The 15,099-nt window shown below is 61.3% G+C and carries 17 protein-coding genes and 1 pseudogene; 12 read left to right on the top strand and 6 right to left on the bottom strand.

The window, feature by feature from the left end; genetic code table 11:
• A partial coding sequence (locus DVDV_RS18790; protein WP_139311670.1) for a 3'-5' exonuclease occupies window positions 1-741 on the top strand: 741 nt, incomplete at its 5' end.
• Here the strand turns inward: DVDV_RS18790 and DVDV_RS22845 are convergent.
• Complete coding sequence (locus DVDV_RS22845; protein ID WP_175577127.1) at window positions 742-885, bottom strand: hypothetical protein; 144 nt, start codon at window positions 883-885, stop codon at window positions 742-744.
• A gap of 142 nt (window positions 886-1,027) precedes the next feature.
• Between DVDV_RS22845 and cbiR the strand changes: the two genes are divergently transcribed.
• Genes cbiR through DVDV_RS18775 form a run of 3 tightly spaced genes read left to right on the top strand, consistent with a single transcriptional unit; the run spans window position 1,028 to window position 3,398 of the window.
• On the top strand, window positions 1,028-1,807 hold the full coding sequence (gene cbiR, locus DVDV_RS18785) for a cobamide remodeling phosphodiesterase CbiR (RefSeq protein ID WP_075356136.1): 780 nt from the start codon (window positions 1,028-1,030) through the stop codon (window positions 1,805-1,807).
• Window positions 1,804-2,322: a bifunctional adenosylcobinamide kinase/adenosylcobinamide-phosphate guanylyltransferase gene (locus tag DVDV_RS18780; protein ID WP_075356135.1), complete on the top strand. Its 519-nt coding sequence runs from the start codon at window positions 1,804-1,806 to the stop codon at window positions 2,320-2,322. Before cbiR ends, DVDV_RS18780 begins: the two co-directional genes overlap by 4 nt.
• Complete coding sequence (locus DVDV_RS18775) at window positions 2,319-3,398, top strand: bifunctional oligoribonuclease/PAP phosphatase NrnA (RefSeq protein WP_075356134.1); 1,080 nt, start codon at window positions 2,319-2,321, stop codon at window positions 3,396-3,398. The genes DVDV_RS18780 and DVDV_RS18775 overlap by 4 nt, the downstream gene beginning before the upstream one ends.
• On the opposite strand, the gene DVDV_RS23595 is transcribed toward DVDV_RS18775, so the two are convergent.
• The 4 genes and pseudogenes from DVDV_RS23595 to DVDV_RS18760 form a co-directional block, all read right to left on the bottom strand.
• Window positions 3,338-3,652: a DUF1566 domain-containing protein gene (locus DVDV_RS23595; RefSeq protein ID WP_254845449.1), complete on the bottom strand. Its 315-nt coding sequence runs from the start codon at window positions 3,650-3,652 to the stop codon at window positions 3,338-3,340. The two genes, DVDV_RS18775 and DVDV_RS23595, sit on opposite strands and share 61 nt — an antisense overlap.
• Before the next feature lie 434 nt (window positions 3,653-4,086).
• A pseudogene (locus DVDV_RS23590) lies at window positions 4,087-4,632 on the bottom strand (serine/threonine-protein kinase); the annotation flags it as partial.
• Between the two features lie 106 nt (window positions 4,633-4,738).
• Window positions 4,739-5,140 carry a CatB-related O-acetyltransferase gene (locus DVDV_RS23820; RefSeq protein WP_303046337.1) on the bottom strand — a complete coding sequence of 134 codons (402 nt, stop codon included), beginning with the start codon at window positions 5,138-5,140 and terminating at the stop codon, window positions 4,739-4,741.
• 418 nt (window positions 5,141-5,558) lie between these two features.
• Window positions 5,559-6,503 (bottom strand): glycosyltransferase, encoded by a 945-nt coding sequence (locus DVDV_RS18760; protein WP_075356133.1) that lies wholly within the window; start codon window positions 6,501-6,503, stop codon window positions 5,559-5,561.
• 383 nt (window positions 6,504-6,886) lie between these two features.
• Between DVDV_RS18760 and DVDV_RS18755 the strand changes: the two genes are divergently transcribed.
• The 7 genes from DVDV_RS18755 to DVDV_RS21895 all read left to right on the top strand — a co-directional run bounded on the left by DVDV_RS18755 (window position 6,887) and on the right by DVDV_RS21895 (window position 12,240).
• On the top strand, window positions 6,887-7,075 hold the full coding sequence (locus DVDV_RS18755) for a ferredoxin (RefSeq protein ID WP_075356132.1): 189 nt from the start codon (window positions 6,887-6,889) through the stop codon (window positions 7,073-7,075).
• Window positions 7,076-7,213: 138 nt separating this feature from the next.
• Window positions 7,214-8,077 carry a hypothetical protein gene (locus DVDV_RS18750; RefSeq protein WP_075356131.1) on the top strand — a complete coding sequence of 288 codons (864 nt, stop codon included), beginning with the start codon at window positions 7,214-7,216 and terminating at the stop codon, window positions 8,075-8,077.
• Window position 8,078: 1 nt separating this feature from the next.
• On the top strand, window positions 8,079-8,438 hold the full coding sequence (locus tag DVDV_RS18745; RefSeq protein ID WP_075356130.1) for a hypothetical protein: 360 nt from the start codon (window positions 8,079-8,081) through the stop codon (window positions 8,436-8,438).
• 18 nt (window positions 8,439-8,456) lie between these two features.
• The gene (locus DVDV_RS18740; protein ID WP_075356129.1) at window positions 8,457-9,092 is read left to right on the top strand and encodes a tetratricopeptide repeat protein; all 636 of its coding nucleotides are present in this window, start codon (window positions 8,457-8,459) and stop codon (window positions 9,090-9,092) included.
• Window positions 9,093-9,302: 210 nt separating this feature from the next.
• Window positions 9,303-10,007 carry a DVU0298 family protein gene (locus DVDV_RS18735; RefSeq protein ID WP_075356128.1) on the top strand — a complete coding sequence of 235 codons (705 nt, stop codon included), beginning with the start codon at window positions 9,303-9,305 and terminating at the stop codon, window positions 10,005-10,007.
• Window positions 10,008-10,316: 309 nt separating this feature from the next.
• Window positions 10,317-10,859 carry a hypothetical protein gene (locus DVDV_RS22475; RefSeq protein WP_139311669.1) on the top strand — a complete coding sequence of 181 codons (543 nt, stop codon included), beginning with the start codon at window positions 10,317-10,319 and terminating at the stop codon, window positions 10,857-10,859.
• 1 nt (window position 10,860) lies between these two features.
• Window positions 10,861-12,240 carry a retron St85 family RNA-directed DNA polymerase gene (locus DVDV_RS21895; RefSeq protein WP_083634830.1) on the top strand — a complete coding sequence of 460 codons (1,380 nt, stop codon included), beginning with the start codon at window positions 10,861-10,863 and terminating at the stop codon, window positions 12,238-12,240.
• Window positions 12,241-12,593: 353 nt separating this feature from the next.
• On the opposite strand, the gene DVDV_RS18725 is transcribed toward DVDV_RS21895, so the two are convergent.
• Window positions 12,594-14,189, bottom strand: coding sequence for a transporter substrate-binding domain-containing protein (locus DVDV_RS18725; protein WP_075356126.1), 1,596 nt, complete (start codon window positions 14,187-14,189; stop codon window positions 12,594-12,596).
• 356 nt (window positions 14,190-14,545) lie between these two features.
• Here DVDV_RS18725 and DVDV_RS18720 point away from each other — a divergent pair, with 356 nt between their 5' ends.
• Window positions 14,546-14,977, top strand: a complete 432-nt coding sequence (locus tag DVDV_RS18720) for a hypothetical protein (protein WP_254845448.1) — start codon at window positions 14,546-14,548, stop codon at window positions 14,975-14,977.
• Window positions 14,978-15,099 lie beyond the last annotated feature (122 nt).

Below are 15,099 nucleotides of genomic sequence, written 5' to 3'. Positions count from 1 at the left end.
GTCCGGTTTTCCGGCCTCATTCCGGGCATAAAGGCCGCCCTGGCCCGCACCGGCGTGCCCGTGGCCGTGCCCGAGGCCGAGGCCTTCTGGAACGAACTGCGCGTGCGCCTGCTCCTGGGCGCGGCCGCAGCCTCGCTCGGCATCCCCGCCCCGGACGGCCAGGACGCGCCGCCGGACATCCCGGAACGCATCCTGGACAAGGGGCCGCTTGGGCTGGCCGCCTTCCTGGCCGACATCCCGCCCTTTGACCGGATTTTCTGGCAGGGACCGCAATTTCGCGAACTGGTGCGGGCCTACGACGCCCACGGCGGATGGGCCGGGCTGCTTGGCTACGTGGCCGGGCAGACCGAACTGGAGCTGGTCGGGGCGCGCTCGGAAAAGGTGCGGATCATGTCTGTCCACGCGGCCAAGGGACTGGAATTTTCCGCCGTGTTCCTGCCGGCCCTGGAAGACGGCATCCTGCCCTTTGCCGGAACGGATTTTTTGAGTGGCAAACCCGGCCATCTGGCCGGGCAGATGGACGAGGCCGAGGAGCGGCGGCTTTTTTATGTGGGGCTGACCCGGGCCAAAAGCCGGCTGTACCTGTCCCATGCCGTGCGCCGGGAGCTTTTCGGACGAAAGCTCATGTTGCGGCGTTCACGATTTTTAGACACCCTGCCTCTGGGCGGCGTGCGACGGCTGGCCTTAAAGGCCCGCACCGTCAGCCAGGCAAAGCAGCTTGGACTGTTTGGGGAAGGATGATTACCAGATGCGTCGCCACACCAGACGCTCATAGGCGCGGGTGACGCGGTGGGCCGTGGGCGCGGCCACGCCCAGGTCCTTAAGACGGCAATACACGTGCAGCGGATTGAACATATGCTGCATGAAATCACGAATCTGTCGCATGGAAACACTACTCCGGAAAACTGACGGCCAGGCCTGAATACGCCGGCCGCCGCCGGGACCGCCCGGCAATCCGCAATTCATACTCCCGGCCGGGGAAACCCTCAAGCCCAAACCTGTTACTTTTATTCTCCCAGATTTTAAGATGTTACAAAAATGCAACTCCCGTTTTTCCTGGCGTCTGGCCGCCCCCAGCTGTGTGTGGCCCGAGACCGCCCTGGTCAACTGCCGCCGGCTGGCCCGCACCGTTCCCGAAGTCGGCCTCTACCTCCTGGAGCTGCATTCGTGCCTGGCCTATGGCCCGGACGACCTGCCGCAAAAAACCTACGGCCTCGCCTACCATCTCCATCTGCCCCTGGACCTGCCCTGGCGGCTTGGCGGGGACACGGTCTATGCCGTCATGGAGCGGCTTCTGGACATGACGGCCCACCTCGAGCCCTGGGCCTATGTGCTCCATCCGCCGGCCGAGGCCGGGGCCCTGGCCGATTTCGTCCGGGCCTTTGCCGCGGCCGGCCGCGATCCGGCCATGCTGCTTCTGGAGAATACCGACACCGCCTCCCCGGCCGACAATCTGGCCCTGGCCCGGGAGCTCGGCTGCGGCCTGTGTCTCGATCTCGGCCACATGCTGGCCATGGGCCACGAGCTGCCCACCGGCGATCCCGCGCTTGCGGCCAAAACAGCCATGCTCCACGTCTATTCGCCCTTTGGCCCCGAAGGCCCGCCCACAGGCCGCACCCACCTGCACCGCACGCTGCCCTGCCTGTCCCCGGAAGGCCGCGACGTGCTGGCCTGGATGCTCGGGAACCTGACCCCAAAAACCCTGGTGCTGGAGATCTTTGCGCCCATGCATCTGGTGGAAAGCCTGGCCTGCATCGAGGCCATCAGCGACACCGTCACCCCGCCGGCTGCCGGGAACCCGGCGTGATCCGGCTGCTCCTTGGCGGCACGCGCTCGGGCAAATCCGGCCAGGGCGAGGCGCTTCTCGCCGCCGGCCCGCTGCCCCACCGGGTGGTGGCCACGGGCCGGGCCTGCGATTTCGCCTTCAGGGAGCGCATAAACGCCCACAAGCGGGTCCGGGACCCCCGGGTGGCCGTCATCGAGGCCGGGACCGAGGCCATGGAGGTCCTGGCCCGTGAGGCCGCAGCCGGTGGTACGATCCTGCTCGACAGCCTGGACTTTTGGCTTTTTGCCTGTCATGGCGATACGGTAGACGTCGGCGCCGCCCTGGCCCGGGGGTTTGCCCCCTACGCCGATCCGGGCGGGCCGGAACTGATTGTCGTCAGCGCCGAAACCGGTCTTGGGCCGGTGGCCGGCGACGCGGCAACGCGCCGGTTTGTCGATGCCCTGGGCGCGCTCAATCAGGCCGCGGCCGCCCTGGCCCATGACGTGCGGTTCATTGCCGCCGGACTGTCCTTGCAGCTGAAGGGAAGCGCTCCATGAGTCCATTTCGAAAGATGTCCCAGACGGCAGGGGGGCTGACCCAGGCCATCGGCCGCGGCGACCGCTGGCTGATCCTCATCAATGCCGACCCCGACGCCCTGGCCTCGGCCATGGCCCTGCGGCGCATCATGGCCCATCGGGCGGCCGAGGTGGGCATCGCCCATGTCAACGAGGTCAAGCGGCCGGACAATCTGGCCATGATGCGCTTTCTGCGCATCCCCTCGGCGCCTTTTACGCCGGGCATGTGCACGGCCTACACCAAGTTCGCCATGGTGGATTCCCAGCCCCACCACCACCCGGCCTTTGCCGGGCGGCACTATTCCATCGTCATCGACCACCATCCGATTTTGCCCGACCAGCCCTCGACGGCCGAATACACCGACATCCGCCCGGATTACGGCTCGGTGAGCACGATCATGGCCGAGTATCTGCGCGGGCTGCATATCCGTCCGGGCAAGCTTTTGGCCACGGCCCTGGTCTATGGCATCAAGACCGACACCCAGAGCTTCGAGCGCCATTTCCTGGAAGCCGACGTGCGGGCCTTCAGCGCGCTCACCAAACACGCCGACATGCTCCTGGTGCGCAAGATCATCTCCAGCGAATACCATCGCCGCTGGCTCAAGTTCTTTTCCAAGGCCTTTCGCAAGATGCGTTTTGTCGGAGCGCGGGGGCTGTTCGTCTTCATGGACGGGCTGGAAAGCCCGGACATCCTGGTCATGCTGGCGGACTTTTTCACCCGGGTCCACGGCCTGTCCTGGAACATGCTGGCCGCGGTGGTCAAGGGCATGGTGGTGGTGGTCTTTCGCGGCGACGGCATCGGGCGCAACATGGGCCACATGGCGGCCAAGCTCTTTGGCGACATCGGCTCGGCCGGCGGCCACCGGGGTGCGGCCCGGGCCGAGATCGAACTGGCCAAGCTCGGCGGCAAGCCGGTGGAGGAATTTCTGTATAAGCGCTTAACCGGCCACAAACTGCCGACCAAGGAACAGTGCCCGGTGGAGTTCCCGGCCCCGCCTCACAACGACCGCACGGCCCGGGCCGAGGCCGGACAGGTAAAATCCGCCTTGGCCACGTAGCCAAGCTCCACGTCGGCCACGTAGGCGGCAGCATAGTTGGCCCGGTCGGCGCTCCACACCCGGCGCACCGGCTGGGTGAGCGCCGCCGGCTGGCAATAGCCCTCGCCGACCGGCTCCGGGGTTAAAAGCGTCATCAGTTCCGGCACGGTCGGCAGCCGCCAGTCGCCGTGGCCGGCGAACTGCCCGGCACAAAGCGCCGCCACATACGCCGCCGCCCCCTCCCAGGAGGTTGGATACGGTGCGGCCTCGCGCACCCAGGCCAGCCCGGCCGCCTTGTCCCGGACCACGCCCCCCCGGCATCCTCAAGCCGCCCCGGCCAATAGGCCGTCGGCCGCCATAATTCGTCCAGGCCGAAATCCTCACGGGCCTCGCCCACACCGAGCATCACGGCCCCCCGGCGCGGCAGCTCGGCCCCCTCGGGCACGCAGGGCGAGCAAAGCGACGCCGGCCGGGCGGCGCACACCCCGTCCATGCGCCGTTGCCACCGGGCAAAGGCGTCGGCCAACGCCTCGGCCATGGTCCGGGCATCGGGGTAGCGGCTGGACGGCCGCTCGCCCAGGGAGCGCGCAAGCACCGGGTCAAATTCGTCGCCCAGTTCCGGGCAACGCTCCGACACCGCCCACTCGCCCCACTCCGGCAGCCGGCCGGCCAGCATCCGAAACAGCGTGACCCCGACGGCATAGAGATCGGACCGGGCATCGGCGCTGTCCGGGTCGTCCTCCTGTTCGGGCGCGGCGTAATAGGGCGAACCGACCTTGACGTTGGACGGGCCGCCAAAAGATTCGCCGCGCACCTTGGACAGGCCGAGATCGGTGATCTTGAGCACATCGTCGTCGCTGACCAGCAGATTGAAGGGCTTTATGTCGCGGTGGACGATGCCGGCATGGTGCAGCCGGGCCAGACCGGCCAGGAGCTGGGCAGCGTAGCCGACGGCCCGGGGCACGGGCAGCCGGCGGCTCCCGGCCTCGACCCGGTAGGTCTCGCCGATGACCGACCCCAGGGATTCGCCGTACAGTTCCATGACGAAATACGGCCACGGCCCGGTGTCCTCGTAGTCAAAGACGTCGACCAGATTGTGGTGGCGAAGGGAACCGAGCAGGGCCGCCTCGTCGCGAAAAAGCCGCTCCACCCGCTCCCGGCCCCACAGGGACAGGGTCAGTTCATTGGGGCGAAGGAGTTTTAAGGCCACGATCCGGCCGATGACCGGAATCCGGGCCTTGAACACCGCGCCCATGCCGCCGCGTCCCAGCACGCCGTGAATCGAATATTTGCCGATGCTGCGCATGGGGTCTTTATCCTTGTGCGGGGGTTTCCCGGCTACGCCCGGCCGCAGCCCGGGATCAGGCCCGTTCCAGGGCGTCGATGTCCCCGGCGGCCAGCAGGGCGACGTTGCGGCTGATTTTTTCGATGGGCCAGTCCCACCAGGCCAGGGCCAGCAGGCGCAAGACAACGGCCTCGGGATAGCGCTGCCGGATGCACCGGGCCGGATTGCCGCCGACAATGGCATAGGGCGGCACATCGCGGGTGACCACGCTGCCGGCCCCGACCACTGCGCCGTGGCCGATATGCCGGCCGGGAAGGATGATCGCGCCGTAGCCGAGCCAGACATCGTTTCCGACCACGGTGTCGCCGCGATGGCCTGTCGGCAGGCCGGCCTGCTCCCAGCCGGGCTGGAAGATGGCAAAGGGGTAGGTGGAGACGCCGTCCATCCGGTGGTTGGCCCCGTTCATAATGAACCGCACGCCGCTGCCGATGGCGCAAAAAGAGCCTATGGCCAGTTTGTCGCCGATAAAATCGAAGTGGTACAGGACGTTGTTGCGCTCGAAGTCCTCAGCCCGCTCGCCCGGCGTCCGGTGGCGTCGAAATAGGTGTAGCGCCCGACACTGATGGCCGGATTGGCGACGACATTTTCCAAAAAAACCAGCTTGTCGTAGCCCTCAAGCGAATACCGGCTGGTCCGATCCGGATACCCCATAGCGGCCATTGCTGCCTCCCGTCTCCTTCACCGACCCCGGCGATGCTGTGCCCCACTCCCGAAGCCACCCTTTAAAAAAAGCGCGCGCCGCTGGGCAAAGTCCCTGCGTCGCGCGCGTTTTTTTAACCTTACGCTGCCCGGGCCCGACCGGCAACTCCCTGCCGGTCGGGCCTTGGCGGGTGGCCTTATCCGCCCACCTTGAGGAGGCGCAGCTCGCCGGGCACGGCCGGGCAGCGGCTTCGCCGGCCGATCACCGGGGCATCGGGCAGGCCCTGCATGAAGCGCCAGATCCGCTCAAGCGGCATATGGGAGCGCAGGTAGGCCTCGCACTTGGAAAAACTGTAGTGGTGGGCAAAACTGCGGCCAAGCACGGCCACCTTCATCTTGCCGGCGTGCAAGGCCAGATTGAAGGCCTTTTCATCCGACGTGGTCTGACCGCCCACCCGGGTGGTGGGGAAGGGCAGCACGAGCTGCATGATGCGCTTGTCGAAAATGACGCAGTTGATGGTCAGGTAGCCGACATAGGCGTACTTGGACGGCGCATCGTGGAGATAAACGTCGGCCAGATTCTCGTGGATGAGCTTTTCCCACATCCAGCGGTGGTAGACCCAGTTTTCCTCAATGGGCGGGCCGTTGAACATCGAGCGCTCGGACGGATAGGACAGGCGCAGAAAACGATTGAGGACATGGCGTCCGGGCGGGCTTACCGGGACAAGCGGCATGACCAGCGGCACGTCGGGGCGCTCGGCATGGTCGAGATAGCCGTCGATGAGGTGTTCGAGCCAGTGGGGGGTGACGAACAGGTCTTCATCCATCTTGATGATCACGTCATCGAAATGGGCGGCCAAAATCTCGTTTTGGACGCTGTGCACGGCCGGCACCAATCCGCGCGGCCCGCGTTCGATGACCGTGGCATTGGGATGGCGGGAGACAAACCCCCGGGCCATGGCCAGGTGCTCCGGAGCCGGCGCGTTGGCCACCACGTAAACATGCTTGAAGCGGGTGAGGTCGGTGTAGCGCTCCAGGCATCTGATGCAAACGAGAAAGCAATCGAGCCTGTGCGAGGTGAGCAGCACGAGAACCGGTTGAATATCGCCGCGTCGCGGTCGTAAATAGGTTAGCTTGCCCATGGCCGTCCCTGGCTTTCAGGCATCCCTGCGTAAAGGTTAAATTGCGTCTTCATCTCGCTTTTCGGCATTTTCCAACAGGAACTTTAGCCCTTTTGTAAGAAAATAATCTCCACATTTTCAGCTAGATACCCCGACGAACCACGGCAGCCCCGGTTACAGGCCGCAGCCATCCCCCCGAAAATCGTAAAATAATCCTCCCAAAAACCCAAAAAGGAACCAGGCCGGGGCCGTTGCCGCCGCCCCGTCTGCAGCCGCTCCCTTGACACAGGACGGACCCGGCGATAAGCCTGCCTGATCTTTGTAGGTCGGATGCGGGTTTTTGAGCTAACATATCGTCATGTCAGCAAAAATGGATATGACGTCCCGGGTTTCGGAGGTTTGTCATGGGATATCGCGTCATTGTCGACACGCAAAAGTGCATTGGCGACGGCGAATGCGTCGACGTGTGTCCGGTGGAAGTCTATGAGATGAAGGACGGCAAGGCCGTGGCCGTGAACATGGAAGAATGCCTGGGCTGCGAATCCTGCGTCGAGGTCTGCGACCAGAACGCCATCATCGTCGAAGAAGAATAGAATATACAATTCAAATAGTTAACCGGCAAGCGGGAGCAGGCGGCCAGTGCCTGCTCCCGCTGCCGTCTCCGGCCCGGGCCGCCCGACCCTTTGCCGGGACTGCGGCGGGTGGCAGGTCCGGGCCGCCGGAGTCCCCCGATGCAGTTGGATTTTTCCCCCGCCTTTGCCCGTTATGAGGCCATCGCCGCCGAGGCCGACGCCGCCTTTGCCAAGGTTTCGGAAATGTGTCCGGACTTTGTCAGCTGCGGCGCCGGGTGCAGCGACTGCTGCCACGCCCTGTTCGACCTGACCTTCATCGAGGCGCTTTATCTCAACCACCAGTTCAACAAGGCCTTCCCCCCCGGCCCGGCCCGTGATGCCGTGATCGAGCGGGCCAACAAGGCCGACCGCGATGCCGCCAAGCTCAAGCGCAAGGCCTTCCGGGCCGGCGAAGAAGGCGTCTCCACCCGGGACATCCTCGAAAGCATGTCGCGCGAGCGCATCCGCTGTCCGCTTCTGGGCGACGACGAGCGCTGCGTGCTCTACCCCTTCCGGCCCATCACCTGCCGGCTCTACGGCGTGCCGCTGGAAATTTCCGGCGAGGCCCGCACCTGCGGCAACACCGGCTTTGCTCCGGGGGAACGCTATCCCACGGTCAAAATCGAAAAGCTGCAGGACCGGCTGGTCGCCCTGTCCCAGGAAGTGGTCGGCGCCCTGCCCACCCGGCTGCCGCTTTTGGGCGAGATGCTCGTGCCGGTGTCCTTTGCCCTGGTCACGGAATTTGACGACGACTACCTCGGCATCCTGACCGAAGACGATCTGGTCAAGACGCCCGAGGCCCCGGCTCCTGCCCCCACGCCGCAGCAACAGCCGCTTTTGGCCACGCTTGGAGCCCCGGCCCCGGCTTCGGCCTGCGGTTCGTGCGGCGAAACAGCCGGTTCCTCGGCCTGCGCCTCCTGCGGCGGCTCCACCTCCTGGGTGCTGCCCGGCCCGGATGGCGCGCCGGCCGACAAGGAGGACTGAGATGGCCCACAGCCCCGAAGAACTGGCCGAACTCAAACGCGCCATCTACGACAAGGTCAAACCCCGTCGCCGCAAGTTCATCGACAAGATCGGCTATGACGCCTGGGACCCGTTCCAGGAGCCGATGGACCCGCTGGATTTGCGCGAGGACGCCTCCCGGCGCACCAGCCACCAGCTCATTGCCGAATTTCTGCCCACGGTTCCGGGCTCGTCCGACGAGTTCGCCAAGGGGGCCTGGGAGCTGTGCGTGGGCGTCATGACCGGCTCGGAGCGCCACCGGGGCATGTACGAATTCTGCAAGTGGTACAAAGAACTCCTGGCCAGGGAAGGCATCGATGCCGACCTTGGTCCGACGAAATAACCCCGAGAAGGATTTTTCATGGACTACACAGCCCAGACTCCTGACGAATTCATCGACGAACTGAAAAAACGCCTGTCCGGCAACCCCGGCTGCGGCGTGTCCCACTACAACCTGGGCACGGCCTATGTGGCCAAGGGCCGGCTGATCGAGGCCGAGGCGGAATTCCTTGAGGCCGTCGAATGCTCCCCCAGCCTGGCCGAAGGCTATGTCCAGCTCGGCGGGTTGGCCATGAACAAGGGCGACCTCGACGGCTGCCTGGAATGGAACGAGAAGGCCTGCCGGGCCCGGCCGCTTTTTGCCGTGCCGTTTGGCAACATCGGTTTTGTCCATCTCCAGCGCGGCGACGTGGACAAGGCGGAGAAATCCCTGCGCCGGGCGGTCAAGATCGATCCCAAATACGTCCAGGCCCTGGCCACCCTTGGCAGCGCCATGTTCATGAAGGGCGACGTCCCGGCTTGCGAACACTTCAGCGTCAAGGCTCTGGAGATCGAACCCATGTTCGGCCCGGCCCTCAATAATCTGGCCCTGGTGGCCATGGAACAAAACGATTTCGCCAAGGCCAAGGAATTCCTGGATCGGGCCCGGGAGACCGGCTTCGATCCGCATCCCGGCATGGTGCGCGAAATCGAGGAAGGCCTGGCCAAGGGCCAGTAGGAAAAAGAAGAGACAGCAAGAGACAGGAAGATAAAGAAGCCTCCGGCGGCCGGGGGGATGATCCCCCCGGACCCCGCAACCGGAGAAGTTTTTGACTTGGTGAATTGACTGTTTTCCCTGGCGTGTTGCGTCCTGCCGGGCGATCCCCGGAGTGACCGGACGCAACACGCTCTTCCTGCACCCTCGCCGGTGCGGTTCCAAGGACGGCCCATGGCCAAACGACGCCAACTGCTCCAGGTCATCCGCACAGCCCTGGAGGGTCCCGAATCCGGGCCGGCCCTGGCCGCCCTCGGCGACATCGCCCCGGCCGTGCGCCTGGGGCCGCTTTTCTCCCTGCTCCTCGACCGCGATCCCCTCATCTGCTGGCGCGCCGTCACCGCCTTTGGCGCGGCCATGGCCGAACTGGCCGGCGAGCGCCTGGAAGACGCCCGGGAGGTCTGGCGCAACCTCATGTGGCGGACCAACGAAGAGTCCGGCAACATCGCCTGGGGCATCCCCCAGTGCATGGGCGAAACCCTGGCCCGGGTTCCCGTCCTGGCCGCCGACTACCACCGCATCCTCATCTCCCTTGTTCAGGACATGGACGGCGACTGCACGTTCATTGACCATGCGCCCCTGCGCCGGGGCGTCTGGTGGGCCATCGCCCGGCTGGCCGGGGCCGCCCCGGAACTGGCCGCCCGCGCCCTGCCCGAACTGGCCGCGGCCCTTGGCGACTGCGACCACGAAGCCCGGGGACTGGCCTGTCTGGCCCTGGCCCGGTTAAAGCCCGACCCCTCGCGCAGCCTGCTGGCCGCCCTGGCCGCGGCGGCAGACGACCCGGCCGCCTTTGATTTCTACGACGGCTGGCAGCTCGTCCCCACCACCGTCGGCCAAGCCGCTGCCGCCGCCCTGGCAGCCTGCCGCCGCTGCGGCTGACAACAGGGCGAGTGTCCCCTTGAGGACCCAACGGAAGCAGGGCCGCCCGGTAGGACCAGGAGGTTAAGCCAGGGGCGTCGAGGATATTCGGGTTCTTCCGGGTTCTCCGTGAGAAAGCCCTACAAGGAGTTGTCATATTCACGCAATCGCTGGCCCACCCCGTGCATAGGGAGTCTCCCCCTTTGATGTTTGAATATCATTGCCACCTGTCGTTAAATATGCAATATGTGGAACACCTTTTCGCTGTTTCGGTAATAGTTTTCATAGACGATACAAAATGCACACAGCAACTCCATCAAGGTTCGTCTTATGAGCTACGACATCTCAAAGTACGAAAGAACGATACAAGAGATTGCCGATAGCTCGCCTTACGTGGTCTTTTTATGCGGACCTTCAATGAAGAGCTACACAAAACCAAGTTCATCACTCAGAAAATTGATAAAAGATGAACTTGAATCTGAAAGTTTTGAGGTTGTTCTAGGCGAAGACGACGGATTAGTAGATCTTCAAACTGATCTAGGAGGAGATGCACAAACAAATGAACTTGGTTTTTTCATCAACAACGCAAATGCCATCGTGCTCATTGCTGACAGTCCTGGCTCATTTGCTGAACTTGGTCTTTTTTCGCACGTTCATAGCGCTTTACAAAAGCAAGTTCAATTTATTTTAATAATTGACAAATCATTTGAAAGTGATGAATGCTACATTTCCCAAGGGCCGATTCGCATTGTTGACGTGCATGGGAAAATATTTTTTATAGATTACAACGAGAATGACCCACCAATTCGCACCACCATTGACAAGACAATAGCACTTCTCAAGGCTGCTAGGTTCCGCACCTTCTTAAAGTAATATGAAAACAGAGCTTTCCACTCAAATATATGCTTGGGCACTTGGCATCATGCAGCCCGCAAGCGCCACTATTGTTAAACATTTCATGCAAATGGCCTTGCCGGATTCATGCCAAGACTTAGAAACAAAGGACGTAAAAGTTCAATTCGCTAAAATGTTAAAGCTAGGACTCATTTCTCAGTCGTCTGAAAAAATTGACTACGTTTATTCCTTGACTTGGCTTGGCAACCTATCTATGAATAACAAGCTTAGGGTGCACAGAGACAAAGCGCGGCTATTTTTACTTAAAGATGCTGCCCAGGCAGCTCACAAAGAAAGGTTTTCCGAGGGGCGGGGATTGGAGTTGACTGGTGATTCGCCAGTCATGGACTTGAGTTCAGACAAACAAAGTCGACGACCAATAGGCCAGGTCGTCGATTCCGCCGATCTGGCCTATTGGTCGTCGACTTTCAAGCAGCTAAAGCATTCAGCTGGTCCACTCCCCCGCTCCTCTTTTTCAACATCATTCGGCCTATATTCCTTTGCAAGTTGCAATGAACTTCAGCTTGCCTGTCACAATATCTGCCCAAACACATTTGATCTCGATATTTCCTCAATATCCTTGTGCATTGGCATAAGCCCTTCGCTTTTGGTCTCAATGAGCAACAAACCTGAAGACCACTACAGGACATACGAGATTGGGAAAAAAAATGGTGGGACGCGAATCATACATTCACCACGCATTTTTTTAAAAACCGTTCAATACTGGATAAAAGACTACATCCTTCATTCCCTGAACATACACGATTCGTGCCATGCATATCAAAAAAATAAATCCATACAAACAAACGCAAGTATGCACTTAAACAAAAAGTTTCTTGCCAACGTAGACATTAAAAATTTTTTTGGAAGCATCTCTCAGGAAAAATTACAAAACACTTTAGCTACACGATACAGCAAGAAAATGTCACAGTGCATTTCTCGTTTATGCACAATTAACAACCTCTTGCCTCAAGGGGCTCCCACAAGTCCAGTTCTTTCAAATTTTTATTTGAGTGAATTCGATGCAAAAGTTGAAACATTCTGTCATCATTTACAACTAGACTACACAAGGTACGCTGACGATTTAACAATCAGTGGCAACTACAAAGACAACGTGCTGAAAGCGATTGATTTTGCAAAAGATACGCTTAACTTATACGAACTAAAGCTTAACGATTCAAAAACAAGAGTAGCATCTAAACATGGACAACAGAAAGTTACTGGAGTTGTAGTCAACGAAAAGATGCAGCCCCCGCGAAAATTCAGAAAAAAAATCAGAGCAACATTCTATCAGGCAAAAAAAATCCTAGCAATTATTCCAACAAGAAAGAAAAGTTGCGAGGATATATTAGTTATTTGAAATCTTTTAAAGCACTAAAAGACCACCCTTCTATTAAAAAATACGAAGAGATACTTCTGACTTTGTCTTGCCTTACCCCATTGGACTAGAATATTTGAGAACTTTTCTCATTCAGACATTAGCGACCTCCAAAGTAAATGCCCCTCATAAGCGGAATCGTAGGAACGGGCTATCCGATAATATGTGTTGATACTGAGACATGAGTTAATTCACGTACAAAAAGTTTTTTTTCACAGCAGGTCGTTCAGCCAAAACTTCCACCACAGTGAAGCCATATTTGTATTGCTTAAACTAATACGAGTATGAAGGAGAATGGTCTACTGCTTGCGGCTGACAAGGAACCAGCCCCGGCCTCAGGGCAGATGCACCAACACCCTGGTCTCGCCCGGCACAGCGGTGTCGAGGGTCACGTCGCCGCCGTGGGCCCGGGCGATGATCCGGGCCGAATAGGTGCCAAGCCCGGTGCCGAAGCGTTTGCCGCTGGTGACGTATTTCTCGAAAAACGTCGCCACGATCCCTGCCGGCACCTCGCCCTGGTTGCAGACGCAAAACGTCCTGGCGGCGGTGTCGATGACAAGCCGCACCTCCCCGCCGACGGGCGAGGCCTCGGCTGCGTTCTTGATCAGATTTTCAAACAGATTGCCCAGCAGATTCGCGTCGCCCCGCACCGGCAGCCGCTCCCCGGAGCCAGCCGTGCGCCCGTCGACCAGCACTGTGAAGCCAAGATCCTTGGGCGCAAAAAGGCTCTCCAGATTGGCCCGGATGCCCCGGATGAGGTCCAAAACGTCGCACTCGGCCATGGCCACCGCGTAGGTCCCCTTCTCCATCCGGGCCAGATCGCCGGCCATGCGGATGGTGGCCAGCATCCGCCGGCCCGAGCTGGCCACGTGGCGCAACAACTCGTGCTGTTCCGGGGTCAGGTTCTCCTGGTCGCCGAGCAGTTCCGGGATGCTGATGATCCCGGACAGGGGCGAGACCAGATCATGGCGGATGATCTGCTCCACATCAAAGCGCATCCGCTCAAGCTCCTCCCGCCGCTCGATCTCTTTGCGCAGGGCCCCATTGAGCCGGTTGACCTTCCAGGCCCACAACCCGCCAAGCACCGCCAAAACGAGGCCCACCCCCAGCACCTTGGCCAGGGCGCCATAGTCGGTCACGGTCTGGACGTTGATGGAGACGTGCCGGTTCTCGATGGCGGCCCGCTCGGCCGTGGTGATGCTGGCGATGCCCTTGTTGAGGATCCCTTGCAAAAGCTGGTTGTTCTCTGCGATGCCGATGCACAGGTTGTTGGAATAATAAGGCAGCTGCCCGGCAATCTTGAGGTTGAAAAGCCCCTGCTTCTTGATCGTGTAGGCGGCGACAATGAGCGATCGCATGGTCATGTCCGCCTTTTTGGCGGAAACCATGCCGATGGCCTCGTCTTCGGTGGCGGTGGTGTGGATCGTCAGGTTGGGATAGTCGCGCCGGATGAGTTCCTCCATGGCGGTGCCGGAGGGAAAGGCGATGCTTTCGCCGGTGAGCTTGGCCGGATCGGAGATGAAGGGGTGTTCCTCGCGGGTGATAAAGACATTGACGTCGCTAAATAGCGGCCGGGAGAAGATCAGCCATTGCTCCCGCTGCGGCGTCTTGTTGAGGAAGCTCAGGAGTTGGCAGCGCCCGGCCCTTGAGGCCGCCAGACTTTCGTCCCAGGAGGCGGTCGGCACCAGTTCCAGGCGCAGGCCGGTCCGCTCGGCCACCAGCCGAAGCAGGTCGGCGGCAATGCCTTCGTGTTCGCCCTGGGCGTTTATCGACTCGAAGGGCACCCAGTCCGGGTCCACGCACAGGGTGACCACGCCGTGTTCCTCGACATACCGGGCCTCCGGAGGAGACAACTCCACGGCCAAGGCCGCAGCCGGGGCCAGAAACACCACTGCAAGCCATACGGCCAGAAAAATCCAGATGCCACACACCCCGCCCGACCTGGGCTGCGTCGCCTCCGGACCCGGCCAGCGCAGCAGTCCTGTGGCCCTTTTTGGTTCGCAATCCACCACGTCTGACCCTTCCCCCGGGGTAACAACTCCCCCGTCCCCGCGAGCCGGCGCAGCGCGTAGCCTCCGGGCTGCCGCAGGCAAGCCTGTCCTTCAGATACCAAGCACATATCCCAGCGTGAGCGCCATGGGCAAAGCCGCCCTTACAATTCATTGGATAAGTTCACAACGCAAGTGCGAATTCGGCCCTTTGACCCGGCGCTGCCGCCTGTAACCAGCCCGACCTCCTTCCCGACCTGCCTGCAAAATGAGGCGCATGCCGCCTCTTTGGAGGTGCCTTGCTCAAAAATAAGATGTTCACCACGCTGGCCATGACCGCCGCCCTGGTCTTCTCCGCCTGCCTGATTCTGTCCTGCCTGCCGGTGCGGGCGGCCGATGTGCCGCCCCAACTCGATACCCCGCCCGAAGTCCTGGTGGACGGTTTCCTCAAGGGCCTCAGTTCCCGGGTACAGCTCACCCCCCAGGAACTGGCCAATGTGCGCCCCATCCTCATCGAGCAGACCAGAAAACGCCAGAACATGGCCCGCTCCCGGCTGGCCGCCACCCCGGGACTGGCCGGCATGAAGGCCCTGCGTGACGATTTGCACCAGATCGGCCGGGAAACCGATGCCCGACTGGCAACCGTCCTCCCCCCGGACAAGCTGGCCGCCGTCAAGGCCTACCGCGAGGAACGCCGCGAAGAAGCCAAGACCCGCAAACGCGCCGGCTAGTTGGAGAGTCGTGGCAAACGAAAGAGAAGAGAAGAGCCTCCGGCGGCCAAAGGGACTGAGTCCCTTTGGAAACCCTCCTGGGGGAGTTTGATTTGACTGTGGGCGTTGCCGGACCGGGAAGC

This window comes from Desulfovibrio sp. DV (genome assembly GCF_001936595.1).
GTDB lineage: Bacteria > Desulfobacterota > Desulfovibrionia > Desulfovibrionales > Desulfovibrionaceae > Solidesulfovibrio.
The sequence above is the reverse complement of the archived record's forward strand: the minus strand, read 5'-3'. Positions and strand labels throughout refer to the sequence as shown.